The sequence below is a fragment of the Pantoea sp. OVA07A genome (assembly GCF_019969975.1).
GTDB lineage: Bacteria > Pseudomonadota > Gammaproteobacteria > Enterobacterales > Enterobacteriaceae > Pantoea > Pantoea agglomerans.
This window is the reverse complement of the sequence record NZ_JAHXYM010000001.1, coordinates 1,058,785-1,085,380: the sequence shown is the minus strand read 5'-3', so window position 1 is coordinate 1,085,380 and position 26,596 is coordinate 1,058,785. Positions and strand designations below refer to the sequence as shown.

The 26,596-nt window shown below is 53.4% G+C and carries 21 protein-coding genes and 1 pseudogene; 20 read left to right on the top strand and 2 right to left on the bottom strand.

Translation table 11 applies throughout. From position 1 onward, the window contains the following. Positions 1-457 precede the first annotated feature (457 nt). From LC417_RS05170 to LC417_RS05090, 17 genes and pseudogenes are all read left to right on the top strand, one after another. Entirely contained in the window at positions 458-1,204 is a 747-nt protein-coding gene (locus tag LC417_RS05170) for a hypothetical protein (protein WP_223565569.1), read from the top strand. A gap of 222 nt (positions 1,205-1,426) precedes the next feature. Continuing rightward, a complete protein-coding gene (locus LC417_RS05165) occupies positions 1,427-2,272 on the top strand; it encodes a hypothetical protein (protein WP_132498476.1) in 846 nt (281 codons plus the stop codon). 17 nt (positions 2,273-2,289) lie between these two features. Further along, entirely contained in the window at positions 2,290-2,730 is a 441-nt protein-coding gene (locus LC417_RS05160) for a DcrB-related protein (RefSeq protein ID WP_010246011.1), read from the top strand. Positions 2,731-2,733: 3 nt separating this feature from the next. Then, on the top strand, positions 2,734-7,236 hold the full coding sequence (locus LC417_RS05155) for an RHS repeat-associated core domain-containing protein (RefSeq protein WP_223565568.1): 4,503 nt from the start codon (positions 2,734-2,736) through the stop codon (positions 7,234-7,236). 15 nt (positions 7,237-7,251) lie between these two features. Then, positions 7,252-7,458, top strand: coding sequence for a hypothetical protein (locus LC417_RS05150; protein ID WP_010669926.1), 207 nt, complete (start codon positions 7,252-7,254; stop codon positions 7,456-7,458). 361 nt (positions 7,459-7,819) lie between these two features. Further along, a pseudogene (locus LC417_RS05145) lies at positions 7,820-8,842 on the top strand (RHS repeat domain-containing protein); the annotation flags it as partial. Further along, a complete protein-coding gene (locus tag LC417_RS05140) occupies positions 8,839-9,324 on the top strand; it encodes a hypothetical protein (protein ID WP_223565566.1) in 486 nt (161 codons plus the stop codon). The pseudogene LC417_RS05145 and the gene LC417_RS05140, both read left to right, overlap by 4 nt. Positions 9,325-9,846: 522 nt before the next feature. Further along, a complete protein-coding gene (locus LC417_RS05135; protein ID WP_143790017.1) occupies positions 9,847-10,809 on the top strand; it encodes a hypothetical protein in 963 nt (320 codons plus the stop codon). Then, entirely contained in the window at positions 10,809-11,390 is a 582-nt protein-coding gene (locus LC417_RS05130; protein ID WP_223565565.1) for a hypothetical protein, read from the top strand. Before LC417_RS05135 ends, LC417_RS05130 begins: the two co-directional genes overlap by 1 nt. 269 nt (positions 11,391-11,659) lie before the next feature. Beyond that, positions 11,660-12,667 (top strand): N-acetyltransferase DgcN, encoded by a 1,008-nt coding sequence (gene dgcN / locus LC417_RS05125; RefSeq protein WP_157351937.1) that lies wholly within the window; start codon positions 11,660-11,662, stop codon positions 12,665-12,667. 1 nt (position 12,668) lies between these two features. Then, on the top strand, positions 12,669-13,634 hold the full coding sequence (gene dgcA, locus LC417_RS05120) for an N-acetyl-D-Glu racemase DgcA (RefSeq protein ID WP_223565564.1): 966 nt from the start codon (positions 12,669-12,671) through the stop codon (positions 13,632-13,634). Positions 13,635-13,649: 15 nt separating this feature from the next. Then, the gene (locus LC417_RS05115; protein WP_223565563.1) at positions 13,650-15,515 is read left to right on the top strand and encodes an ABC transporter ATP-binding protein; all 1,866 of its coding nucleotides are present in this window, start codon (positions 13,650-13,652) and stop codon (positions 15,513-15,515) included. A 22-nt stretch (positions 15,516-15,537) separates the two neighbouring features. Next, entirely contained in the window at positions 15,538-17,079 is a 1,542-nt protein-coding gene (locus LC417_RS05110) for a glutathione ABC transporter substrate-binding protein (RefSeq protein WP_223565562.1), read from the top strand. Positions 17,080-17,161: 82 nt separating this feature from the next. Continuing rightward, positions 17,162-18,094, top strand: coding sequence for an ABC transporter permease (locus LC417_RS05105; RefSeq protein ID WP_010245963.1), 933 nt, complete (start codon positions 17,162-17,164; stop codon positions 18,092-18,094). Then, entirely contained in the window at positions 18,091-18,975 is an 885-nt protein-coding gene (locus LC417_RS05100) for an ABC transporter permease subunit (RefSeq protein ID WP_010669958.1), read from the top strand. The genes LC417_RS05105 and LC417_RS05100 overlap by 4 nt, the downstream gene beginning before the upstream one ends. 2 nt (positions 18,976-18,977) lie before the next feature. After that, positions 18,978-20,021 carry a P1 family peptidase gene (locus tag LC417_RS05095; RefSeq protein ID WP_223565561.1) on the top strand — a complete coding sequence of 348 codons (1,044 nt, stop codon included), beginning with the start codon at positions 18,978-18,980 and terminating at the stop codon, positions 20,019-20,021. Then, positions 20,018-20,839, top strand: coding sequence for a M55 family metallopeptidase (locus LC417_RS05090; protein WP_223565560.1), 822 nt, complete (start codon positions 20,018-20,020; stop codon positions 20,837-20,839). The genes LC417_RS05095 and LC417_RS05090 overlap by 4 nt, the downstream gene beginning before the upstream one ends. A gap of 180 nt (positions 20,840-21,019) precedes the next feature. Here the strand turns inward: LC417_RS05090 and LC417_RS05085 are convergent, their stop codons facing one another. After that, positions 21,020-21,223, bottom strand: a complete 204-nt coding sequence (locus LC417_RS05085; RefSeq protein ID WP_223565559.1) for a hypothetical protein — start codon at positions 21,221-21,223, stop codon at positions 21,020-21,022. Between the two features lie 15 nt (positions 21,224-21,238). On the opposite strand from LC417_RS05085, the gene LC417_RS05080 reads away from it, so the two are divergent. The 3 genes from LC417_RS05080 (at position 21,239) to LC417_RS05070 (ending at position 25,474) form a co-directional block, all read left to right on the top strand. After that, positions 21,239-22,147 (top strand): LysR family transcriptional regulator, encoded by a 909-nt coding sequence (locus LC417_RS05080; RefSeq protein WP_010669961.1) that lies wholly within the window; start codon positions 21,239-21,241, stop codon positions 22,145-22,147. Between the two features lie 375 nt (positions 22,148-22,522). Next, the gene (locus tag LC417_RS05075; protein WP_223565558.1) at positions 22,523-24,256 is read left to right on the top strand and encodes a hypothetical protein; all 1,734 of its coding nucleotides are present in this window, start codon (positions 22,523-22,525) and stop codon (positions 24,254-24,256) included. Between the two features lie 177 nt (positions 24,257-24,433). Further along, positions 24,434-25,474 carry a lytic transglycosylase domain-containing protein gene (locus LC417_RS05070; RefSeq protein WP_223565557.1) on the top strand — a complete coding sequence of 347 codons (1,041 nt, stop codon included), beginning with the start codon at positions 24,434-24,436 and terminating at the stop codon, positions 25,472-25,474. Between the two features lie 55 nt (positions 25,475-25,529). Here the strand turns inward: LC417_RS05070 and LC417_RS05065 are convergent, their stop codons facing one another. Next, complete coding sequence (locus LC417_RS05065; protein ID WP_223565556.1) at positions 25,530-26,588, bottom strand: hypothetical protein; 1,059 nt, start codon at positions 26,586-26,588, stop codon at positions 25,530-25,532. Positions 26,589-26,596: the final 8 nt, after the last annotated feature.

Here is a 26,596-nt window from a genome sequence, read left to right as displayed (position 1 = left end):
ATTAATTTAATGAGCATTGACATAAATATGTCATATTTTAATAGTTATAATTTAGTCTTGTTATTTCATCCATTTATTCTCATGGTGTAGTGGCGGACTTTCTGGTGTTAAAATAAAGGCATCTTATTGTATTTTAAATATAAAAATCCTTTTCACTAAGTGATATATGGAGCGATGAAGCTCAAAAAAAACGGGCGCGCACATAAATGAACAATTTATTGGCGATATGCATTTCAGTGATATCAATTATAAGTGATGCCAGAACAAAAATGATGATTTTTAAATCTAAACTGCGAACCTATTCTGGCAAAAATGAGCAGCGTGATATTGATAGCTATTTATTGGAATAATATTCATCGACACCCATGCTATCTCTATAAATTTTGATGAAAACCCAATCAGCCAGGTGCTGTAGTTCTAAACCAACCCAATCTTAACGGCTGGATTAATAGGGTTAATGATTGTCTGGATTTTAAAGGTTAATCAAATGAATAAAGTTGGATTTAGCTTAGCGGTTTTGTTGTCAATTTCTTCATTGTCCTTGTTTGCTTCTGATAATTTTACTGGTCAGTGGAGTGGGCAAGAGAAAAATGATAATGGATCATTATATTCCACTCTAACATTAAAGTTAAAACAGAATAATAATAACATAACGGGTAGTTATTGTTATGTGACAAGGGGCGGAAACAAAATAGATTGCCCTGATGATAATGACAGCAATCTCAAAGGTACTGCAAACGGTAAAAATGCTTTGATTGAATTTGATTCTTCATTTGGCGGAGTGAAGGGTAAAGCAAATTTAGAACTTAAAGATAATAAAGTTTTATGGGAATTAATCAAAGACCCTGAGAATGGGGAGTTTTATGCGCCAAAAACTTATAATCTTGACAAAGATGTTAGTGAAGGGGATTTAAAATCAGATATGAAGGTTTTGTCTACATCTGATTTTACGATTACTTTATTGAATAGCTGTGGGGGTTTTTATACTGTGTGTGATAAGGTTAAATACATAGGCCTCAGAAATAAAGATGGAAAACAAATTACTCTTGAAGGTAAAACTACGCAACCTGTAAACTCAAATAAAGCTGAAGGGATGCTTTTCAATAATAGCGGTGTAGATTATGTTGTGAGCTTTAATCCGCTTGAATTGAAGGTGGCACAGGGTAATAAAACGCTTGTTAAGCAAGGTGGCAAGTGGGAATGATAATTTTCATTATCACTCAAGTGAGATTTTTACTGTATTTCAAGTAATAAGAATGACATTATAATAGTGTTATGGGTTTTATTAGGGTGGTGATATGTACTCTCCACCCCACATAATTTTGAAGTGTGAGTAATTTCTTTAATTTAAAAGATTTTAATTACGTTGCTCTTAGTGATTAAATACCCTTCTATTTTTCTATTGTCAACCCCCGATAAAAACACAATGATTGTAAATCGTTTTTTCACCAGCCTTATATTTGTGTCTGTTCTCATGGTTTTATCCTGCATTGCCAGGGCCGAATCCAGCACGGAATCGTCTGTTCCTGCCCTTAACGAGGGCGATTTTTCCGTTCTGCTAAACGACTATGCTTTCACTCCCGGAGACACATGGAGCAATGAAAGCTTCGTACGGGCTGGTAAGGCTCTGAGTTCAGTTCTGGCCGGAGAAGTGGCTATCAATAACCAGCAGTACAACTACTTCCAGCATAGCTATGACGGCTTTGAGTTGTTCAGCGCGGCGGCGGTGGGAGATGCCAGCCACACGGTTCTGGCTGAGATCCTACTGGAAAATGCCAATGTGCCGACGTCCCGAAATATAAAGGTAGGCGATAGCCTGGAACAGGTTCAGCAAGCCTATGGACCCGGAAAAGAAGATAACAGTGATAATCAGCACTGGCTTGTCTACCCGTCTGGCGGGAAACAGTTGATGTTTCAGATTGACCAGGGAAAGGTCAGTTGCATCATGTTGAAAACAGACATGGGGGCAGAGCAAAGCGAAATCAGCGCTGACCAGGCTATCAGCGCTGCAACCGAAGCAATTCATACCTGGCAACTGACCACCCTCGATGAGAAATGCCTGCGATACGATCTTGACGACAGCAGTGATGAAAGTTTCTTTGTTATTACGGTTCGTGAAGATAATCACGACGCCAGTTGCGGTGGCGATCCTGATATTACGCATCGACTTTTCGACATTAAAGTTGCGCGTGATAATACACAGATACTCACTAATGCCGATAACGTTGATGGCGAATATCATAGCCTTATTCCACCCGCCACAAACAATTAATAAAACGGATACCCAATATGCATTACCAATTCAATGAGGGCGCCTTTGCGCTTTTTCCTGCTGCCTGGCAGGACACCACCATGAATATTCTCCGCGATGAAGCCAGTGGGCTGGCATGGGTTGTGAGCCGTGGCGTTATTTCTGAGGGCAGTGATGCGGAAAAAGAGTTCCAGCGTCAGTGGGACACATTGCGGAGTCAGATGGGCCATATCCAGCAGACTGAATTTGTACGTTTGATGGCAGGTGTAGATAACACATTACACGCGGTAGAAGTTGAAACCGTATTTGACCGTAACGGGCAGGCAGTGTGGCAGAAACAGCTGGCTACACAGGTGCCTGATTCGAACATCTTAATGATTTTTACGCTATCAGCCATGCGTCCATTCAATGAAGAGGATGGACAGCGCTGGAGTGCATTTAAACAAAGCCTGAGTCTGAACAATCCACGGAAAGCATAACCTATGGATAACCCTGCTGCCCGCGTGGGCGACGAGATCATTCACTCCAGCATTTTCGCTGATATCACGAGCATTGTTGCGGAAGGTGCGGCCTATGCCGTCATTGGTGCCGCAGTGGGTGCTGCTATCGTCTCGGCAGCGCCCCTGCTGGGCACAGGGGCGGCAGCGGCGAGTGTGGCAGCCGTGGGTAACAGTTGCCTGCTCAGCGGTATTCTGGGTGGTGTACTGGCCAATGCCGTTGGTCTGTCACAAGAGATCAGCAAAGCGGCCGATGGGCTGGGAAACATGATATTCCCGCCGTCACCTGCCGGAGTAATCGCCACTGGATCAGTGAATGTCTACGTTAATGGTCTTTTAGCCGCACGCGCGGCCGGGATGCTCACGCCTGGCGAGACACCGCCACCGGAACCACAATCGCCGCAGAGCTTCGCCGACTATGGCGGCATGTTGCTCTCTGCGGTCGGCCAGTTTGGCAGTGCAATGTGGCAGCCCACGGTAGCCTCCGCCGATGCGGGCACCTCTCCGCTGGAGCAGGACAAAGTGGCCTGTGAAAAACACAGTGCACCGCAATATCTGGCTCAGGGATCGAAAAGCGTCTTTATCAATGGCCAGCCTGCAGTGCGCGCAAAGGATAAAACCACCTGTGACGCCACCGTGAGCGACGATGTTTCCCCCAATGTCATCATTGGTGGTGAAACTGTCACGGTCAGAGAGATCAAAAGTGGCAAGGTGCCAGGTCTGGCCGTGATGATGATCGGCCTTTCCCTCATCCGTGGTCGCCCCAGTCAGATCATCAAAAACATGCCCTGCGCGCTGGCCGGTGCCGTGGGCGGTATGGCGGCGGACATGGCTATCAATGCGGCCTTCTCGTCGCTGTTTCCGGTTCATGCGGCGACCGGCGTCAAAGTCCTTAATGATGATGCCGAGCGCGATTTTTCCCTTCCCGGACGTTTCCCGCTCAGTTTTCAGCGCAGCTATAACAGCCTTACCCAGCGCGCTGGGCTGTTTGGTCAGGGCTGGGCCACGGTGTTTGACAGCTACCTGACGCTGGAAGGGAATCGGGCGACCTGGTTTGATGACAACGGGCGCGAGCTGAGCTTTGACGTTCCCGGTGAAAAAGAGGTGCTCTACAGCATCAGCGAAGGGCTGATGGTGCGCCGCAACGAGTCTGGCGATATCGCCATTGCCGATGATGACGGTGCGGTATGGCGTCTTTACAGGCGCACGGCCGCTGATCCGCAGGTGCTGCGGCTGGCTTCACTGAGCGACGAGTACGGTAATGCGCTGGAGATGGGCTGGGATGAACAGGCCCGCCTGGTACGTATCCATGACGCGCCGCTGGCGATTGACGTCACGCTGCACTACGACGACAAACAGCACGCGCGGCGTCCGACATCAGCCAGCCATTTTGATGGCGATCAGCACTGGCCTCTCATGCGCTGGACCTACAATGATCGGGGCCAGCTTGCCAGCGTTACTGATGCCGCAGGCGTTGTCTCACGACGCTTCCGTTACAACGACGATGGATTGATGGTCTGGCACCAACTGCCGGGCGGGCTGGAGAGTGAATATCGCTGGCAGAAGCTGGATCACTGGCGCGTTGTAGAAAACCGCACCAACAGCGGTGATGGCTGCCACATGCATTACGATCTTGAGGCGGGCATCACCCGCGTGTCGACCTATGACGGTCAGCAGCGCGAACACCACTGGAATGCCGCGGGACTCATCACCTGTTTTATCGACGAGCGCGGCGAGAAGTGGCGTTATGAGTGGGATGAAAACGAACTCCTGACGCGTCGCATCGATCCGCTGGGCAACGCGGTGAGCTTCACCTATGACGATCTGGGCAACCGTGTTGAAGAGAAGGATGCTGACGGTGGTGTGCAGGCGGTGCAATGGCTGTCACACCGTTCGCTGCCCACGGTTGTTGCCGGAGCAGACGGTTCCACAACGAAATACTATTACGATCCCCATCACGGCCTTGAACGCGTTGTTGATGCGCTCGGGCAAAGCACGCTGTATAAGCGGGATGAGTGCGGACTGGTTGTCGAGGAGACTGACGCAGCAGGTAACAGCTACCGCCGTGAGTTTAACGATGCCGGCCAGGTTATCCGTGAAACCGACTGTTCAGGGCTGACCACGCGCTACGGTTATCATCCCCTGGGCTGGCTCAGCTGTGTCATCGCGCCGGATGGTGAAGAAACCCGTTATCACTATGATGCAGCAGGCCGTCCTCTTCAGCTGGAACGCGCAGAAGGATGGGAAGAGCGGTTGCACTGGAGTGAAAACGGACTGCCGCTGGCCTATGAGTCGGCTGATGGTAAGCGCAGTGAATTCCGTTACGACAATGTCGGGCGATTGATCGCCAACCGTAATGCGCAGGGTGAGACGGTTCAGCGAAGCTGGGACAGCCGTGGCCGGTTGACGGCGCTGCAAAACGAGAACGGCGAGCAGTATCAGTTCGAGTGGGGCGCAGATTCTCTGTTGCTGGCGCAGGTCGGGCTGGATGGCGTTGCCACGCGATATGACTATGATGCGGCGGGCCGCACGGTATCACGCACCTTTGCCGCCGGACATCCTCAGTCCATTACTCATCGCTATCACTGGAGCCGTGCGGGGCAACTGCTGGCGCGAACCACGCCGGAAGGCCAGACGCGCTATCACTACAGCGGTGGGGGGCACCTGGGCAAAGTGTCGCAGCATCTGCCGCTTTCTGACACCGAGTGGAGCCAGCAGGCCGAGCAGGAGATTACCTTTAAATATGATGCGCTGGGCCGCATCGTTGCTGAGCAGGGGGAGCAGGGCGAACTGGCGTGGGAGTATGACGCGCTGGGCAACTGCACTGCCTTAACCCTGCCGGATGGCCGCAACCTGAAGCAACTTTATTACGGTAGCGGCCATTTACTGAGCATCGCATTAGACAACCTGCCGGTCACGGAATTTACCCGTGACACGCTGCATCGGGAACTCAGCCGGACGCAGGGCGGCCTGACCATGCGCAGTGAATATGATCGCTTAGGCAGACTGCGCCGCCGTGACGTGTTTAAGGGTGGCTCACAGCGTCCTGCACCGCGCGTCTGGTCCCGCCGGCGCGACTTCGATTACGGCAACAACCTGATCCGTGAAGAGCGCGACGATAATCCGTTCAGCCAGACATTATGGAACTACGATAACGCCGGCCGGCTGTTGTCTCAGGACGGTGCGCAGCCGGGTAATGAACAGTGGCGCTGGGATGGCGCAGGCAACCCGCTGGATCGCCATAGTGCCGCACAGGTGATGCATAACCGTGTCACAGAACTGAACGGTATCCGCTGGCAGTACGATATTCATGGCCGTACCACTGAGAAAGATGACGGGCATACCCGCTGGCGTTATCGCTATGATGGGGAGCATCGCCTGACGGATGTGATCAGCAAGCCGCGGGACCGCAATAAGCCGCGCACTAAGGTGAGTTTCCGCTACGATCCGCTTGGGCGCCGCATCAGTAAAACCAGCCAGCAGCTTTTACAGGGAAGACCGTCGGGCAATGCCGTCACGACGCGCTTTGTATGGGAAGGCTACCGCCTGCTGCAGGAAATCCACGACGGGATCCCGCTGACCTACGTTTACAGCGACAGCCAGAGCTATGAGCCGCTGGCGCGTATTGATGGTATTGAAAGCCCGGAGATTTACTGGTTCCATAATGCGGCCAACGGGATGCCGGAGCTGCTGACTGACGGTGAAGGGCAAAAAGCCTGGGAAGGGATCAACAGTCCTTGGGGCAAACTGCTGCGTGAATCCAGCCAGCGGATGCCGGTCGTTCAGCAGAACCTGCGTATGCAGGGCCAGTACCTGGACCGGGAAACCGGACTGCACTACAATCTGTTTCGTTATTATGATCCGGACAGCGGACGGTTTACCCAGCAGGACCCGATAGGGCTGGCGGGCGGGATCAACCTTTACCAGTATGCCCCGAATGCGCTGGGATGGGTGGATCCGTGGGGTTTGAGTTGTAAGAATGCATGGAATGATTTTCAACGGAAGACTAAAGGTGCATTCTCTTCAGTTAAACAGGCTGCTCGTGCATATAAAGCTACAAAAGGAATTGCGAAACCAGAAAAATTTCCTGATCCTGTTACTTATTTGGATTCCGACAAAATTAAATCTCATCTAAGCCAATTTGAAGGTGGCGTTTCCAAAATTGCGTGGGGTGTTAATCCTGCATATTCTGAAATTGGACCGCCAGGTGGTCATTTTGTTATGCCTAAATCAGTGGCTGATGATGTAATTAGCCGATCTGGCGGTGATGTGCGCACAATTGAGAAAATGTTAGGATTATCAAAAGGAGATCTAGGTGACGTACCTGTAAGAATTGACATATCCAATCCAACTGGGTTGCGTATGCCATCTGGTAATGAGGCGGGCGCAAATAATTTTTGGCTGCCTGGGGGATATACATCTGGAAGAATTCCGGAAGCAACTATAGATCCAACACCTTTGGATCAAGCAGTTATTAAGAAAATTTAAAGTAAGGAGTATATGATGGGTGAAGCTATATTTAGTGGGTATGGCATGTTTATTACTAAAGAAGATGGAAAATATTATATCAACTATGACGCTGGTGGGATTGCTAATAAAGATGTTAAATCTGAAATAAGCGAAGAGGAATTTAATAAAGCCAAGCTTAGTGAACAAGATGCTTATGAAGTGATCATACGCACTCAGGTAAGAGATAAAATAAACTGTTAGTAGTGAGCTAGTTAACCTTACCAACATAGTTATTTTTAAAGGCTGCCAAAGTATATTCTTGTTAAATATACTTTGGCCTTTTTAATGCGACATTCATCGCTCTGCTTTCATATGTCAACTTGTTATAATTAAATTTATTTTACAACTTTTGCAATTCAATTTAATTAAATTAAATATAAGGTTTAATTAAATGGCTTTTGGGATTATAGTTCCGTATTCGCAAGTTTCCAAATTAGTGTCGGTTAAAGTAAATGCTTCAGGATTTCTAAGTTTAGGGTTACATAAAACTTCGAATTATAAGATTTCCGATAAGCCTGAGCCTAAGTATTCCATGCAGAAGAGTGACGGGCTTGCCTGCGGGCGTTATCACTACTATGTTGAGCATCCCCTGACGGATGTCATCAGCGAACCGCGTGACTGTAACAAGCAGCGCCCTAAAGTGAGTTTACGCTACGATCCGCTTGGGCGCCGCATCAGTAAAACCAGCCAGCAGTTGTAACAGGGCAGGCCGTCTGGCAACGCCGTCACGACGCGCTTTGTATGGGAAGGCTACCGCCTGCTGCAGGAAATCCACGACGGGATCCCGCTGACCTACGTTTACAGCGACAGCCAGAGCTATGAGCCGCTGGCGCGTATTGATGGTGTGGAAAGCCCGGAGATTTACTGGTTCCATAATGCGGCCAACGGAATGCCGGAGCTGCTGACTGACGGTGAAGGGCAAAAAGCCTGGGAAGGTATCAACAGCCCGTGGGGCAAGCTGCTGCGCGAGTCGAGCCAGCGTATTCCTGTGGTGGAGCAGAACCTGCGTATGCAGGGCCAGTACCTGGACCGGGAAACCGGACTGCACTACAATCTGTTTCGTTATTATGACCCGGACAGCGGACGGTTTACCCAGCAGGACCCGATAGGGCTGTCGGGCGGGATCAACCTCTACCAGTATGCGCCGAACGCGCTGGGGTGGGTGGATCCTTGGGGGTTGATGAAGTGTAAAGACCCTGCGAAAGAAGCGACGAAGTGGCAGGGACCAAAAAATCCCGATTATCCAGGAATTGATGTTTACAAGAACAGGAAGCTTAAAAAAGGTACAATTCTCTATGCTCTTTATCCTAACGGCGACCAAAAACCTGCATATGTAGTGACATTCCCTACTGTTAGACAATACAGAAATAATCCGTTAGGTTATCACCAAGCTTTGCAAGTTAAATTAGATCCACGCTGGCCTGTTCGTACAAAATTAAGAGCATTTTATGTAAGTGAAGATATTGATGTTGCCTATGGTAGAGCAGCAGCAAATAAAATTTATGGCGATGGTGGGGGACTTCAGTTCTTTGTGCCAGAAGAATTTAGGCATTTGCTAATCCCAGGAAAAATTATTGATATATGAAAAATTTAAAATTTAAACCAACTACAGGTACATTAGTCATAGATGAAAAATATTTGGAAATTACAAGTGAAGAGCTTTTTTGTAAAAGCGAACTTTACAAAACTTTACAAAGGTTAGGTTCTATCAAAAGCCTTATGCCTCATCATTATCTTATCGAATCGATAATTTTCCATAATAAAGAATTTGAACTTCATATTAGGCCAATATGTTTTAATTTCCCTTTCATGGTTCAACTTGTGGATAAAGGAAGTGAATATTATCATTCTTTAAATAATTGGAATAGGCGAGCTGACATTGAAATGTTAAATGAATCAGTAAGAGACTTGTCTAAATGGCTTAGCTCATCTCTGGAACTAGGGCGTCCTGATTTTATTGAAACTGAAGTAGTTAGGTGGGGGTTTCCTTGGGGGAACGTGTCAGTTTCATACGAGACAAGATCATTTAACCATGGTATATATATAATTTGGGATGCAGGGTTATAAAATAAATTTATAATTACAAACAGTTAGGCTGGTTAAATTAAAGCAAGATACATATTAAAAATGAAATAATTGATGGAAGTCGTAAGAATAAAAAAGTTTCAATACGGGCCATAAATGTTTGTTTCATGAATTATCGTAAGGTTACGGGTGACTATAGTCTTCCTACAGATGAGGAGATGGACATCTGGAAGCAGTTATTTAATGTTTGGCAGTGATACTTGAATTAATTCAAATAAGTTTTGAGTTATGACTTGCTTCACAGTGACTATTTTAATGCCGTATTTAGAGAGTGATTGTTTTTAAAATTTTTTTCAGGTGACATGCAAACCCTCTATTAGGGCTTTTGAGTCAAGAAGTGCGGGGGTGGAATAACTATTTTTTTTGCAATCAAAAAACGGTAAGCTTGTTATTATATTGCCTGCATATTGATATATAGTTTTGGTGCGATAATGATGTTTTTTCCATTTCGAATTTGAATGTCTTGAAAATTCTCTTTTATCATTGAGCCTATAAGGAGATAACATGAACCTGCCAGGAATGAATCCCGAGAATAACTTACCGGGTTATGACATCGCCAGGATGACCGGTTATGGGGCACCTGATTTTGATTTCAAAGCGCTGGGTGCAGCAATGGATTGTACTCGGGAGTTTTATCAGGCTGGCATCATCTATGCAGATGGCGCACAGCGTTATCTTGTTCGGCCTGGTCAGCGTCATCCTAATGGTCAAAGTGGTATCGTTACACATCTGATTGTGACCAAAACGCCCAGACAAGCCACAGCGTCTAATACGGGCAAGTCACTTAGTGAAGCAGTAAGCGTAACCTCAATGGGAACGGAGATTGCCTCGACCGTGCTTTCCTGTGGTGCAATGATTATCACAGCTGGCGTAGCGGTTATCGGCGCTTCAGCAACGCCTATAACCGCTGGCAGTAGCGGCGTGCTTGTTGCTATTGGTTATGCTGGCGCTGCCGCAACAGGCGTGCAATGTGTCAATGGTATTTACCGGGTTTATGATCTCGTCGAAAACGGTGGTGAAAACGTAGCGTGGCTGGACTCTCAGGATTGGTACGTTGCCACTTCAACGTCCCTTGACCTTATTTCACTAGCCAGTGTGGGCGGTGCGTTAAAAGAAGCCCTTGCAACATGGCGAGCGATGAAATCAGTCTCTTCTTTAAAAGCAACGGAGTGGCTCCGGAACTATCCAAGGCAGGACCGGGCTCGCCTTACTGAATTAATCATTAAGGCACAAAACCCTGGTATAAGTAATAAAGAGCTTAAAGCCGCCATCCGTGCAGGACTTTATCCAAAGCGTTTCCCTGTAGAGTCGGTGCAAAAAGAACTTGTTAAGCAACTCGCGCAGGTCGTCACGAGCGCAGCGGCTGTGGCAGGCAGTGCTGTCAGTGGTATCATTGCTGCTCCAGGTAATGTGCCGCGCTCCGGGCGCTATATTGTGGGAACAATTCAATCACTGGCGGTATTTTAATGCAATTTCTATCATGGCTTGTCGGGCGAAATATCACTGAACTACTGCAACATGGTCGCGAAATAGATCAGGTAATCGCACGGCAGGATAATTCGATACTTGCCCGTTCCACTACAGAGCTTGAACGTTATTTTAAAAAACCTGCTGAGGCGCTTCCCCGGCAAAACGGCTTCCCGGTTGCGATAGTGCTGATGCTGTTGCTGGTTTCATTTGCATTTAATTTGCTGACGTTTCTGCACGCTTTACCTCCGCTCAGTCCACAGATACATGCGTTGAGTTTTTTTGTTCCCTCAATCGTCGTTATTGGCGCGATACTCACGGCCAGTTACCTGCTTGCGCGAGGCCATACAGCCGGTGTGGCGGGGCTGGCTTACGTCTGTGCGATGTTGCTTATATCGACCGTTTTACTCTTGAGCTACAGCGTTGTTATGGGTAGCCACTCGGGCCTGTGGCTGATTCTGGCACTCGCGGCTTTGGTGGGTGCTCGCTGGATACTTAACGGGCAGGCTTTCATCCTGTTTACCATTTACTGCCGGACACAACGCCTCGCCAGCGTCGCCCGGCAGCGTCGTATGAAATAACCCATACTGATCTGTAGTACTGTTATCGCGGAATACCCATTCCGCGACTCTCTTCTATTTTTCTCTCAACACGATCTTTTTCCTATGACCCACTCCTTCTTTTACTCCATCCCCTGTCCCAATCCCCCTGAAAAACCCACCCATCATCACTATTACCTCTGGCTATAACCTGCCGTTATACCCTCCTGCTAAACAAGCATTCGTCACCTTTCAGAACGCATGAAATAGTGGTTTCAGAACCTGATCTTTTGGCTGAAACGAGAGACAACATGCTAATCCCACAACCCTATTTACTCTTTCTTGGTGATGTCACCGATCCCCTTGCGGCAAAAACGGCGCGCGGTATTCATATCTGGCGGCCGGAGCAGTGCGTTGGCGAAATTAAACTGCCGGGCTGCACGGTCAGTCTGGGTCTGGATGAACTGGATATTCCCGGCGCCAAAGCGCGCGGGGCAAAAACGCTGGTGCTTGGCACTGCCAATGCCGGGGGCTACCTGCCAGCGCACTGGCTGGAAACGATCAAAGGTGCCATTAAAGCAGGCATGAATGTGGCCAGTGGGCTGCACCACCGACTGGTGGATGAACCGGAACTGGTGACGCTTGCACAGGCTTCGGGCGTTGAGCTTTTTGACCTGCGTCATATGCGTCCAGCGCTCAGTGTGGGCAGCGGTAAGAAGCGTTCAGGTAAGCGGATACTGACCGTGGGTACAGACTGCTCAGTGGGCAAGATGTACACCTCACTGGCGCTGGAAGCGGCGATGCGTGCGCGCGGCCTGAAAGCTGATTTTCGTGCCACGGGGCAGACCGGCATTCTGGTCGCAGGGGAGGGCATCGCTGTCGATGCGGTCATCGCTGATTTTATTGCCGGTGCAGCAGAAGCACTGTCACCGGCGAATGACGAGGACCACTGGGATATCGTTGAAGGTCAGGGCTCGCTGTTCCATCCCTCCTATGCGGGCGTGAGTATGGGGCTGATGCACGGTGCGCAACCACACTGGCTGGTTATGTGCCATGAAATGGGACGACCCCACATGCGTCATTTGCCACACCAGCCCATGGTCAGCCTGCAGGCGTGCGTTGAAGCCAATCTGCGTGCCGCGCAGGTGACCAGTGAGTCCGTTCAGCTGGCTGGCTTTGCTATCAACACCTCCAATTACAGCGAAGAAGAGGCGCTCGCTTATTGCGCCGAAATCAGCGCTGAGTTTGGCTTACCGGCCACAGATCCGGTGCGTTTTGGTATTGATGAGATCGCCGCACTGCTTCAGGAGCGTGGCTGAAATGAGAAAGTTGCAGATTGATGTGGTGGAGTTACCGCTGGCGCGACCCTTTGCTATCGCACGCGGTACCCGTACCGCCGTGACGGTCATCCGTGTCACGCTGGAGCAGGAGGGATTCATCGGGCAGGGCGAATGTACACCAACGGCTCGCTACGATGAGACGCCGGGTAGCGTTCAGGCCATGCTCGAAGCGGTACGCACTGACATTGAGTCGGGCCTCAGCCGTCATGATCTGCAACACCGCTTACCCGCCGGTTCAGCGCGCAACGTGCTGGACTGTGCGCTATGGCGACTTGATGCCGCACGGGCTAATCAAACGCTTTGGCAAAAGAGCACCTGCTCTCAGCCAGAGGCGGTCGTTACGGCAGAAACCCTTAGCCTCGATACGCAGGAATGTATGGCTCTGGCGGCGGCGGATGCTGTGTCACGTGGTGCCCTCCTGCTCAAAATTAAGCTCGACCGTAATGCGATTCTGGAAAAAGTGGCGGCGATTCGCGCGGCGGCACCGCATGCCACGCTCATTATCGATGCCAATGAAGCCTGGTCGGGTCTGGAACTGGAAAGCCTGCTGGTGGCGCTTAAGGCCTTCAACATCGCGATGGTGGAGCAACCTCTTCCCGCCGGACAGGACCATGACCTGTTACGTTTCAAACATCCCATACCGGTCTGTGCCGATGAGAGTTGCCATACGCGGGCGGATATTGCCGGACTACGCGATCGCTACGAGATGATCAATATCAAGCTGGATAAATGCGGTGGCCTGACTGAAGCGCTGGCGATGGTGGATGAAGCCCGGACGCTCAATATGCGCATTATGGTCGGTTGCATGCTGGGCTCGTCACTGGCCATGGAGGCCGCATTACCCGTCGCGGTTAACGCTGAGTTCGTCGATCTGGATGGCCCCATCTGGCTAGCCGCCGACAGTTCTCCTTTCCTGAGCTACTCCCAAGGCCGTATCTGGCTATAACTCTGTGAGGCGACGATGACGGACACACAACGTACTTCCCCTGCAACCCGTTCTGCCTCTGCCTCTCCCGTGCTGGCGATTCAGGATCTCAGCGTCTCGTTTCATGGACGCAGCGGTGAGAATCAGGCACTCAAAGGCATCAGTTTTGCCATTCATCCAGGTGAAATCGTCGCCGTCGTGGGTGAAAGCGGCTCAGGTAAATCTGTCACGTCGCTGGCTGTGATGGGCTTGCTGGCAAACAACGGACGTGTCGATGGCGGCAGCATGCAGTTCCGCGACCGCAGCGGAAAAATGCATGCGTTAGAAACGCTGGATGACGCTCAGCGCCGCACGTTGCGTGGCCGTGAAATGGCGATGATCTTTCAGGAGCCCATGACCTCGCTGAATCCGGTGCTGCGCATTGATGATCAACTTACCGAGGCATTACGCGATCATCAGCAGTGCGACAGAAAGCAGGCCCATGCGCGGGTGCGTGAATTGCTGCGGCAGGTGCGTATCGCCGATGTGGATCGCGTCATGAAAAGCTATCCTCACTCGCTGTCAGGCGGCATGCGGCAGCGTGTGATGATCGCCCAGGCTCTTGCCTGCGATCCGCAACTCCTGATTGCCGACGAGCCTACCACTGCGCTGGATGTCACCGTACAGGCGCGCATTCTCCATATACTGCGTGAGCTGCAACGCGAGAAACAAATGGCGGTGCTGTTTATCACTCATGATATGGGCGTGGTAGCGGAAATCGCCGATCGCGTGGTGGTCATGCTGCGTGGCGAAGTGGTAGAGCAGGGAACCGTGTCTGAGATTTTTGCCGCCCCGCAGCATGCATATACCAAAGCGTTACTGGCGGCAGTACCAAAACTCGGTGATATGCGGGAACACACATGGCCGCAACGCTTTCCTCTGCCCGGTGCCCGCGAGCCTGTGCAAGGCGAACAGCATACCGCGCGCTATGACGCTGCGCCGCTGCTGGATGTGCGCGGATTAAAAGTCTATTACCCGATTCGCAGCGGCATCTTATCGAGCCTGACGCATCATGTGCATGCGGTTGAGCAGATTGATTTCAGTCTGTGGCCAGGTGAAACCCTGGCCATCGTGGGTGAAAGCGGCTGCGGCAAATCGACAACCGGACGGGCGCTGATGCGCCTCATCAACAGTGAAGCTGAAAGTATTCACTTTGAAGGAAAGGAAATCTCTGACCTGAAAGAGGCAGAATTCCAGCCGCTCCGCCGTGAAATTCAGATGGTGTTTCAGGATCCCTATGCGTCACTGAATCCCCGCCTGACAGTGGGTTTCACCATTGCCGAGCCGTTGCTGTTACATGGCATGGTCTCTTCGCTTGAGCAGGCTTCTCCACAGATAGATGCGCTGCTGAAGAGCGTCGGTCTCCTGCCAGAGCACGCGCGTCGTTATCCGCACGAATTTTCTGGCGGTCAGCGTCAGCGTATTGCTATTGCCCGCGCCATGGCGCTGAAACCGAAAGTGATTATTGCTGATGAAGCGGTATCGGCCCTTGATGTCTCGATTCAGGCGCAGGTGGTCAATCTGATGATGGACCTGCAGCAGCAAACGGGCGTGGCATGGATTTTCATCTCTCACGATATGGCGGTAGTCGAGCGTATTGCGAATCGCGTCGCGGTGATGTACCTCGGCCAGATTGTGGAGCTTGGACCGCGTCAGTCGGTATTTAATCAGCCGCAACACCCCTATACCCAACGACTGCTGGCCTCCGTGCCGGTAGCGGATCCTGAAAACCGTCAGCCCCGTATTTTCGATGACAGCGAAATCCCCTCGCCGTTGCGTAAGGTGGGTGAAACGGTCACTAAAACCCGATATCGGCAGGTTGCCCCCCAGCACTGGGTAGCTGACGGCATTGCATTGCAATAATCCTTAACGACCAGGAGAATTTATGAAAACGCTGTTTCGCCGTACTTCGCTCGCCCTCGCATTGACGACGACGCTGGTCATGACTGCGCAGGCACAGGATCTGCGCATTTCAATGTATGCTGATATCACGGGGCTGGATCCGCACGACACCTCGGATAATGTCAGCTACTCGGTTCAGAGCGGCATCTTTGAGCGCCTTTTCCAGTTTGATTCCCGGATGAAGCTGCAACCCTGGCTGGCGACCGGTTATACCTCTAATGACAGTGCCACCGAATTTACGCTGAAGCTGCGCAAAGGCGTTACCTTCCAGGACGGTACCCCTTTTGATGCAGACGCCGTCAAAGCGAACCTTGATCGTCTGGCAGATCAGAAAAAAGGGCTGAAGCGTAACAGCCTCTACAAAATGATTGATAAGGTCACGGTGCTGGCACCCGACCAGGTAAAAATCGATCTGAATCAGTCGTTCGGGGCTTTTATCAACACCCTGGCGCATCCTTCCGCGGTGATGTGGAGCCCCTCAATTCTTAAGCAATATCCGGACGAAGCGCAGTTGCGACTGCATCCGGTGGGAACCGGTCCGTTTACCTTTGTTGACTGGAAACCGGGTAAAGCCGTTACGCTGGCCAGATATACAGGCTACTGGCAGCAGGGATGGCCTAAAGTCGACCATGTCATCTTCTCTCCAAGTCCCGAAGATGCGACACGCGTCGCCGCATTAAAGTCGGGTCAGGTGGATGCCATCTGGCCATTGCCTTCAGACCTCATCGCGGCCGTTCAGCAGGACAGCCACCTCTCCATTCAGCGCGATCCGAGCATTTATCTTTATTACATGGCGATCAACACGCAGCACAAGCCGCTGGCCGATGTTCGGGTGCGTCAGGCGATCAACTATGCGATTGACCGTAATCTGTGGCTGAAAGTGGCCTTTGCCGGTCTGGGTAAACCTGCCACATCCGCGATCCCGGAAGGCGTACAGTTCTATCAAAAACAGGGCGATCCTGATTACGGCTATGCGCCGGATAAGGCCAAAGCCTTGCTGAAAGCGGCGGGTTATCCGGAGGGACTGGATCTTAAGCTCTGGGTGACCAACGCCACGGCGAGCGTCCGTGCCGCTCAGGTGCTGAAAGCGCAACTGGCCACGGCAGGCATACGTGTCACGGTAACACCGATGGATTCCGGCACGCGCAACGCTAAGTTGTGGGGCGTTCAGGACCCGAAAAAGGCGGAGTTTGACCTCTATTATGGCGGCTGGTCGACCTCTACAGGGGATGCCGACTGGGCGCTGCGTCCGCTGTTTGCCACCGAGTCCTGGGTTCCGACCTCGTATAACGTCTCCTACTTCAGTAACGCTGATGCAGACAAAGCGATTGCTGCCGGGCTGGCGACGGCCGATCCGGCAAAGCGTGGCATCGCCTATGCACAAGCGCAAAAGGTGTTGTGGAAAGAAGCACCGGTGGCGTTCCTTGGCACGCCAGACAATCTGGTCGGCAAACGCAACACGCTGAGCGGCGTTTCGATGCTGCCTGATGGTAATTTACTGTTCACTCAGGCGTCCTTTAAATAAGACGGTCTCTTCTTCCTCGTCCCCTGTCCGGAACGGATGAGGGACGTGAGGAGGCCAGTCGCACCTCATTTCAGGGAATGGCATGTTTGCATACATCATTCGCCGATTGCTGGAGATGATCCCGGTTTTGCTGGTGGTCTCGTTGCTGGTTTTCGGTTTTATCAAGCTCATGCCGGGCGACCCGGCGCGTATTTATGCCGGACCGGATGCGCCAGTTGAGGCGATCGAAGCGGCGCGTCAGCACCTCGGGCTTAACGATCCGCTGCCGCAGCAGTATTTTCACTGGATCGGCAGCCTGTTGCAGGGCGACCTGGGCACCACGTATCGTACCCAGCAACCGGTGCTGGAGGTGATCAAAGAGGGCTTTATGCCGACGCTGTGGCTCGCCTTAGCGGGTTTTACCTGGTCCGTCATTCTCGGTTTGTTATTCGGCGTGATGGCGGCACTGAAACGTGGAAGATGGCAGGACTGGACGCTGATGAGCGTGGCGGTCGGCGGCATTTCGATGCCAGCCTTCTGGCTGGGGCTGTTGCTCATCCAGTTCGTCGCGATGCCTTTTGGGCTGTTCTCGGTCAGCGGCTTTAACAGGGCCAGCGATATAGTCCTGCCCGCCATCACGCTGGGTTCGTCGGTTGCGGCGGTAATGGCGCGCTTTACCCGCTCGGCCTTTCTTGAGGTGGCGCAGGAAGATTACGTGCGTACCGCCAAAGCCAAAGGGCTGCGTAACCGCCTGGTGACGTGGAAACATGTGATGCGTAATGCGCTCATCCCGGTGATTACCATGCTGGGCTTGCAGTTCGGTTTTCTGCTGGGCGGATCCATCGTGGTGGAGAGTGTTTTCAACTGGCCAGGGTTAGGCTGGTTATTGATTGAGTCGATCAAAGCGCAGGATCAGCCGGTGATTCAGGCGCTGGTGATGCTGTTCGTGTTTGAATTTATTGTGATTAATCTGCTTGTCGATCTGCTTTACGCGGTGGTCAACCCGGCCATTCGTCTGCGACAGGAGCCAAAATGAGTATTCAATCGCTGACTGAAAATCCGCCTCAGATTATTCGTTCGCCGTGGCGCGATTTCCTGCATGCCCTTGTGCGGAACCCTCTGGCGCTGGTCTCAGGCGGGTTTGTGCTGCTGTTGATTGTGGTGGCGATTTTTGCGCCCTGGCTGGCGCCCTGGGATCCCATGGCTCCGGACTGGATGGCGTTATCGTCACCGCCAACGGCGGCACACTGGATGGGGACCGACGAACTGGGGCGCGACCTGCTCAGCCGTATTATCTATGGCGCGCGTATCTCGCTCTATATCGGCGTGCTGTCGGTGACGATCGGCATGCTGGTCGGGGTCATGCTGGGCTTACTGGCGGGCTATTACGGCGGTTGGGTTGATATGCTGATCATGCGCGGTGCCGACGTATTATTCGCGTTTCCCGGCATGTTGCTGGCCATTGCGGTGGTGGCGCTGCTGGGGACGGGTCTGAACAATGTCATTATCGCGGTCGCGGTATTCAGCGTACCGGTATTTGCCCGCATCGTGCGGGCTTCGACGCTCTCTCTGAAACAGGCTGCCTATGTTGAAGCCGTGCGCTGTGCCGGTGCACCAGACAGAGTCATTATCCTGCGGCATATTCTGCCCGGCACGCTTTCCAGCGTGATTGTCTATTTCACTATGCGCATTGGCACCAGTATTCTGACAGCCGCGGGCCTGAGTTTTATTGGACTGGGTCCGGAGCCTGACGTGCCTGAATGGGGCAATATTCTGGCGATGAGCCGAAGCATGATGATGGCCGGATCGTGGCACATGAGCGTATTTCCGGGGCTGGCGATTTTTATTACCGTGCTGGCTTTTAATCTGCTTGGGGATGCGCTGCGCGACACGCTCGATCCAAAACTCAAGGGCTGACTATGGATTTCCAACAATTGCAGCGTGAACTGCTGCTGAAACACTGGCGTGACCTGCGTCAGCTTGGGCAGCCGCGAAGCGCCTGCGGACCCACCCATCGAATCAGCGATGTTTCGGGCGTGCGTGTCGGACATTGCACGCTGAATGAAGGCGAAAAGCAGACTGGCGTAACCGCTATCGTACCGCCGGGCGGCAATCTGTTTCTCACGCCGCTGCCGTGTGGGGTGGAGGTCCTGAACGGCTTTGCGAAACCCATCGGACTGATTCAGATAGAGGAGCTTGGCGTGCTTCAGACGCCGATTCTGCTCGGTAACACGCTGGCGGTCGGCACGCTGTTTACCACGCTGGTGCGGGATGCCATCAGTCGTAACCCGGAACTGGGACGAACACTGCCCACGGTCAATCCGCTGGTGCTGGAGTGCAATGATGGCTGGCTGAATGATATCCAGGCGCTGGCCATCACTGAAGCGATGGCGCAGGAGGCATTGCAGACGGCCTCAGCGGACTTCGCGCGCGGCAGCGTCGGCGCGGGGCGCGGGATGAGCTGTTTCATCCTGAAAGGGGGCATCGGAACCGCCTCGCGGGTTATTCCCTCGCTCAACGCCACGCTTGGCGTGCTGGTGCTGGCCAATTTCGGCGCACTGGAGGCATTAACGCTCGATGGCGTTCGGGCTGGCGAGATGATTGCGCCGCTGCTGGCCGGGGAGACGCCGCAGCTGGATGCCGGTTCTGTCATCATCATCATGGCGACGGATGCACCGCTGGACGCACGTCAGTTAAAGCGCATCGCGAAGCGAGCCGGTGCCGGCCTGGGGCGGCTGGGCAGTTACTGGGGCCACGGCTCAGGCGACATTGCAGTGGCGTTTTCAACGCAACCTCTGCCGCAACCGCCACAGGACGACACGCTGGAGCCGCTGCTTGCTGCAGCGGCAGATGCAACTGAACAGGCTGTACTGGATGCTTTGCTGAGCGCTGAGGCTGTTACCGGCTTTCGCGGTCATCATCGCCCCTCACTGACGCAGATTCTGGATAGATTAACGACATGAAAATTTTTATCTCGGCCGACATTGAAGGCATCGCGGGGGTCATGCGCCCGGAGCAATGTACACCCGGCCACCCGGAACATCAGCTGGCCCGTGGTCTGATGGAGCAGGAAGTGAATGCTGCGATTGAGGGGGCTTTTGCCGGCGGGGCAACGGAAGTGGTGGTGGCAGACAGCCATGCGCAGATGACCAATTTGCGTGCGGAAAATATCGATCCCCGCGCCCGGCTGGTGCAGGGAAAACCCCGTGTCCTGTCGATGGTGGAAGGGATAGAGCAGCAGACGTTCGACGGGCTGTTTCTGGTGGGATTTCACAGCGCAGCAGGTGAACCCGGCGTACTGGCGCATACCATCAACGGCCGGGCATTCTGGCGTATCCATGTCAATGGTCTGGTGATGGGAGAAACCGATATTTATGCCGCCGCCGCCGCTGAGCACGGCACGCCATTGCTGCTGGTCACCGGCGACGATCAGTTACAGAGCTGGATTACGGAACACTACTCAGCGGTTGAATACGTCTGTGTAAAACGCGCCATTTCGCATACCTGCGCGGAATCAATCAGCCCACAAGCGGCACAGCGTGCGATCGCTGCCGCAGCAAGCGCCGCACTGCAACATCCCCCTCAGGTGAGCACGAGCCGCCTGACGGCACCTTACGCTATGCGCCTTCAGGCCACTAAACCGGTGCTGGCCGATCTGTTCAGCCTGATCCCCGGCGTCACGCGCCTGGATGCCGTTACCGTGGCGTATCAGGCGGAGAATATGGAGACGTTAATCAGCTTACTCAGTGCATTCTCTTATCTGGCGAGCACACAGTCATAGCGAAATTATCCCGGGCTGCATGCAACGTCAGCCCGTTAAGCCCACCGTTCCGGTTCTCCTGAAACCGCGCTGCCAGGCACACGCCTGTAGTGCGGGCTGTGCATGCGCATCTTCCCTCTGACGAGTCAGAATCGTTGCTGGCTTAAATCCGCTCAACCCACGCTGCTGACCAGCGCTCCTTTAACTGCACCACGGCAGCGCGAGACCCGCTCCCTGCAAAGGCTTCAGACGGGACTGCCGGGTGCGGATGGGGGCGAGACAGGCAACTGAGCCTGCACCGGTTTTTCGGTACAGTTTTTGCAGCAGGATAATGATTTCTTTCTCACCCTCCGCCCGGACCTGATCGTACAGCCTGTCGGAGAGGCCTTCGTTTTCGGTATTCATCCAGGGTAAAAAGTCATGCGGCTCCGCCATATAGAGGTCTTTCAGGCCATTGTACAGACCGGCAGCATCAGCGCTGCGGCGCGCTTGCTTAATGTCTCGCAGCCGAATATCAGCCGTGTGCTGAATCATGCTGAACAGCAATTGGGATTTGCGCTGTTTGAGCGACGTATACAGGGAATGAGTGTGACGGCAGAAGGGCGACGTCTTCTGCCTGAAATAGACGATCTCTGCCAGCGCCTGCAATCTATCACCCAGCTCACCGAACAGCTGCGGCGGGGCGAAGGGCAGCTAGTTCGCGTCGGCGCGGCTCACGCTTTTGGTCAGATGGTTTTGGCACCCGCATTGGTCACCTGGCGGCAACAGATGGCCTCGGTCAGTGTCGAACTGGTCACCGAGCACTTTAGTACCTTATGCCAGATGATTCTGGATAATCAGCTCGATTTCGCGCTGGTTTTTGGTCAGCAGGTCGATGCGGATCTTCTGGCTGAACCTCTGTTTCAGTCTTCGATGGTCGCGCTGTTACCGCTCAATCACCCCCGTAATGAACCCGTTACGCTTGCGTGGTTATGCAACAATAATCTACTGATGATGCAGGCTCAGGATCCGCTTGGACGCGTACTTCACCGAGCGCTGCGCGATAAAAAACTGAATCCCGCCGTGTCGTTGTCGATTAAAACCTATTCGGTCATTGCGGATATGGTGCTGGCAGGCGGCGGCACGGGCGTCGTGGATCTCTTCACCGCCTGTCGCTATGCCGAACAGCTAAAGCTGCTACCCATAGCGCAACCCCTGCCGTTTGAAGTGATGCTGATCAGCCGCCGTGACCAGCCACAGTCGCAGTCCACTCTGCAACTTAAGCAGGTCATCCGTAACAGACTGTGGGAGATCGCCCGGCAGTGCGAAGCGCAGTTTATTCGGGGCTGAAGTAAGTGCCGTGCCTCACCGCTACCCATCCGGCTATTTTGTGAGATGCATCACAAAATTTTTAGAATTTCTTCCTGATTTGAAACCAGGCTCGCTCGCGCATCACTCAACCCTGACGCTGCGGGGTGAGTTGCTCATTTCGCAAGTTATCAACTGACCGGTTAGTGATAACCGGCACAACCTGGCGGAGTGAGAATTATGGATGGAATTAGACGCACACCTTCCCCTGTACATCACGAAACGATTGAAATGCCCACGCGCGGTGGGCCATCAACAACTGAAGTCACTGCTACAACCCCTGCTGCGAGGGCTCGTTCTGCAGAGATTAGCCGTATTACAGCTACTCTGCATAACGCGTGTAAAGGCGGAGAAAACGTGCGTGATTACCTGGCAGGAATCGCTGTCACCCTGCACGATGAATTGCACCAGACGGACGATCAGGTAAAAGATGTCATCAAACTGGCTCACAGCTGCGACACGATGATCATGGCCAAGGCAAAGGGGGCGATTGGAATGACCTATGCCCTTTCCGGTGTACCTGGCGATCTGGTCGGCAAGGGGATAGCTAGCGCAATGAAGCTGGAGCCGGGCACGCCCATGCACAACTTTGTCGCTGGCGTAGCGGGGGGGATGACTGCAGTGGCTTTTAAAGCGGTGCTCACTCGGGTTATCGGTAGCAGCATCCAGGATTCGAGATGGATGCAGGCAGATATGGATGCACTGGAGCCTCTTATGAAAGATGAGGCAGAAAAACGCGAGACATTTGGGCATAAATTAAAAATGACGGCGCTGGGCGGGACGGGCTTTAACGTCCGCAACCCGGTGACGGGTGGAATTTCCAGTGCAACCCAGCTATTACCCGAAAATAAGCCGCGGCCAGAGCCATTGGGGATTATACAGGGTGCGCTCAAGCCGGGTTATGCCATCAACCAGATAGCAGGTTTTGGCCTGACTTCCGCTGCCGGTGCATTGAGTGGAGTTGTGGAAAACTACTACGACAACCTGCACGGCGCGGAGTTTTTATTTGGCCGTAACGACTGGAAGGATCGTTATATGTCGCTGTCCAGCGGGCACACGAATAGTGGCGAGGGGAGCCACTTCGATGCGGTGTGGGAACACGCCAAAGCACCAAAACGTTGGGTTGAAGGTGTTACAACGCTGAGTGCATTAAGTGCGGTAGCCTCTGAGACGATGGAAGCGCTCGGTTTGGGCATCGGAGCGGGGGCGGCACGTGTGACCAAAGGTGGTGCAGAGAAGCTTTTCACCTCCGGCAAGACAAGTGCGGCAGAGACCGCTTTGGATCTGGCGAACAAATCCGGCTTCCGCGTTTCCCGCGAAAGCATTGGCAATGCGGCGGCCCTGGTGCCAAACGCCTATTCTTACCTGCAACAGGGGGTGTTCGGTCTTCTTTATCAGGAGGCTGAGCGAGCAGTGGCGAACAAGCTGCACCCGAAGCCCGCCGACGCGACAGAAGAGGAAGCCCCGGTGAGTTCAGGGGCGAGAACACCTGAAGGCGCGCCAGCACCCAGCGTGGGTACCGAGGCGAGAACCCCGGCCGGCACGCCAGCACCCAGCGTGGGTACTGAGGCGAGAACGCCGGAAGGCACGCCAGCACCGAGTGTAGGTACTGAGGCGAGAACCCCGGAAGGCACGCCAGCACCGAGTGTCGGTACCGAGGCGAGAACGCCTGCCGGTACGCCAGCACCCAGCACCGGTACCCGGGCGAAAGGGCCGTCAGAACAAGGCGAATCGGACAGCGATAGCGTACATTCGCATAACTCCGGGCCATTACGTAATACCCCGCCTGAGCGTTCATCAGAAATGCGCACTGCGGGTGATACCTCTGCATGGTGGCACTCGTTCCCGGACCTGGCGAATATCAAAAGCCCACAGCCTGAGAAGTTAACCCAGGCTGACTATGAGGCCATCATCGCCGTCCTTGAAGCTGAAGCAGAGAAGATGAGCGAGCGCATTGCCGAGATGATACCGCTGCCGGACTCCTTACCGACATCATCAGCATCATCAGTGACATCCGGGTCATCTGCGTCATCAGAAGCTGCAGGGCCTGCAGGATCGCCAGAACCTGAAGAAACGAAAAAAGCCTCCTGATACCACACCTTAAAAGCCGCAGCGATGCGGCTTTTTTTTACGCCGAATTTGCGCTGTCTCACGCGCCGCCCGGAACTCCCGCCTCGCGCTTTCCACTCAATCGTACCCCGGTCATAGCGGGAGAAAGGCGCCAGTCTGGCTGGCGCTAACGATGATGCTTGTTGAGAGGAGAGAAGAATGAATATCTCGTCAGGTTCGGCTTTCGGGCCGATACAGCCGCAACTGCCTGATTTTAGCGCGCTCGATGAAAAAAATTTAGCCTCGTTTACTCCGCCAGATTCTGGCGCCAGTGGCCAGGCGATTAACTTTGGCAATGATGCCATGAGCGGCACGGATTTCAGTAGTCTCACCGCCACGCCCGACAGTGTGAGCAACCGGGATCCGGTGCAGATGCAGGGTCTGATGCAGCAACTGGGGCCGCAAATAGAGGCATTGCTGCAACTGCTATTAATGCTGCAACAGCTCTTCGCTGGTCAGCAGCAAAATAACAGCGCAGGAGCCGGGCGTGGCGGCGGTGCCGATATGCCGGGCACCTCAGCAGAAGAAGGGGCTTCGCTCACCGCACCGTTTAATGCCGCGATGCAGCAGCCTGTTAACCCGACTGAATCCGCTTCTGCACAGCAACCGCTAACGGCCAGTACAATGCCACAGCCAGGTACGGCTTCTGATGCTGCACTAAATACGCCTGCCCGGCAGACGCCAGCATCCGGCGGCGTCCCGCTGATAAAAGGCGAGTCGGGGTTACATTTACCTGCCCCGTTACTGGATCATGAGCAGGCGATAATGCGTGCCGCCAAAGAGACTAGCCAGGCGCCTGAAGTGCTGGCAGCGCAAATCTGGCAGGAGTCGCGCGGAAAAACAGAGGCGACCACCGTGAACGGCGGTAATGGCCTTTCCGACAGCGGCCTGATGCAGGTTAATTCCAACACCTTCGCCGATCTGCAAAGCAGATACCCGCATCTGCTGGGGCCAGATGCCAGCCCGTCCAGCCCTGAAGACAGCATCATGGCTGGCGCGCTCTATCTGAAAGAGCAGCGGGAGGCTTTTGGGGGCGATCCCGGTGCCGGGTTGCGAGCTTATAACTCAGGCCCGGGGAATGTGAATGTCAACGATCTGACGGATATCTCGAAAACCGGAACCGGCGATCCGACCTATGTTGGAAAAGTGCTCAACTTTGCCGACATTATCTCCAGCGGCAAAGGCACGTTACCTGCATAACGCGCAAAAAAAGTCCCTGTACCGGGTACAGGGACAAACATGAGCAGCCTCAAAATCAGGCAAACGGCGGCGGTTCGTTCTTGCCTTTCCCCCCGCTATTTTCCACCGCAATCTGTACGGTATCGGTCGCTGCCGTGATGCCCCAGCCAATCGGCCCACGCGCCGCGCTCATTCCACCCTCGGCCAGTCCTTTCAGGCCACCGGTAAAGACTTCGCCCACATTGCGGGCCTCGCCAATATTGTTAAAGAAAGGCGCGGCAACAGATTTGAGAATGGGAATGTTCGACAATATTTTGCCGAACTCACCCATGCCCCACTGGAAGTTGTCTTTATTGGTACCATCCATACGAACGTGCGAATCATTCGTCTCCGGCAGCTGTTTATTCTCCGGCAGCATCTTCAGACCCTGCTCGGCGATATCCTTCAGCACACCCGCCTCGGTACCGTGGCGCGCGTCACCATCTTTGGTGATGCCCTCTATTTTGTCGTTAGCTGAGATCTCCTTCCGCTCGCTGCCATCACGCGCATTCAGGCCTTTTATGCTGTTTAACACGCAGGCCATGTTATACGCCGCATCAGCACGACTCTTCGGATCTTTATTGGCATCCGTCCAGTCGCCGAAGCGCTCTTTTAGCTCTGCCTGCTTGATATCTTTTTGGTTGCCAAGGTTTTTCAGCACCGGGTTTTCATCAATGATCTGTTCGGCGCTGCGGTTATCGCCCGGTGGACGGCCCTTCAGATTCTCCTCCGTCGGCCTGACGCGGGTGTCCTTCTCACTGGTTCGCACGCCATCGCCCGGTGTCTGTGGAGTATCTTCGCCTGCTGTTTCGCTGGCAAATAACGCCGTGGGCATCGTCCCTTCTTCAGTGGCTGCCGGATCGACAAGCGCCCCCAATCCAGCCTGCGTTAACAGCTGATCAAGCTCCCGGATCGGATCGGTCAGGCCCGCCAGCGGCGTTCCGCTCCCACCGGAGTAGCTGATGGGGAGATCGCTGCCCGGGACCGGGAACGCGGAGCCGGGGAGGGGAGTGGATAATGGCAGGTTACCCGGCAGTGGCCTGCCGGGTGAAAAAGCGGGGGTTATTCCCCCCCCGCCAGGTATTGGCATAACCATACAAGCCC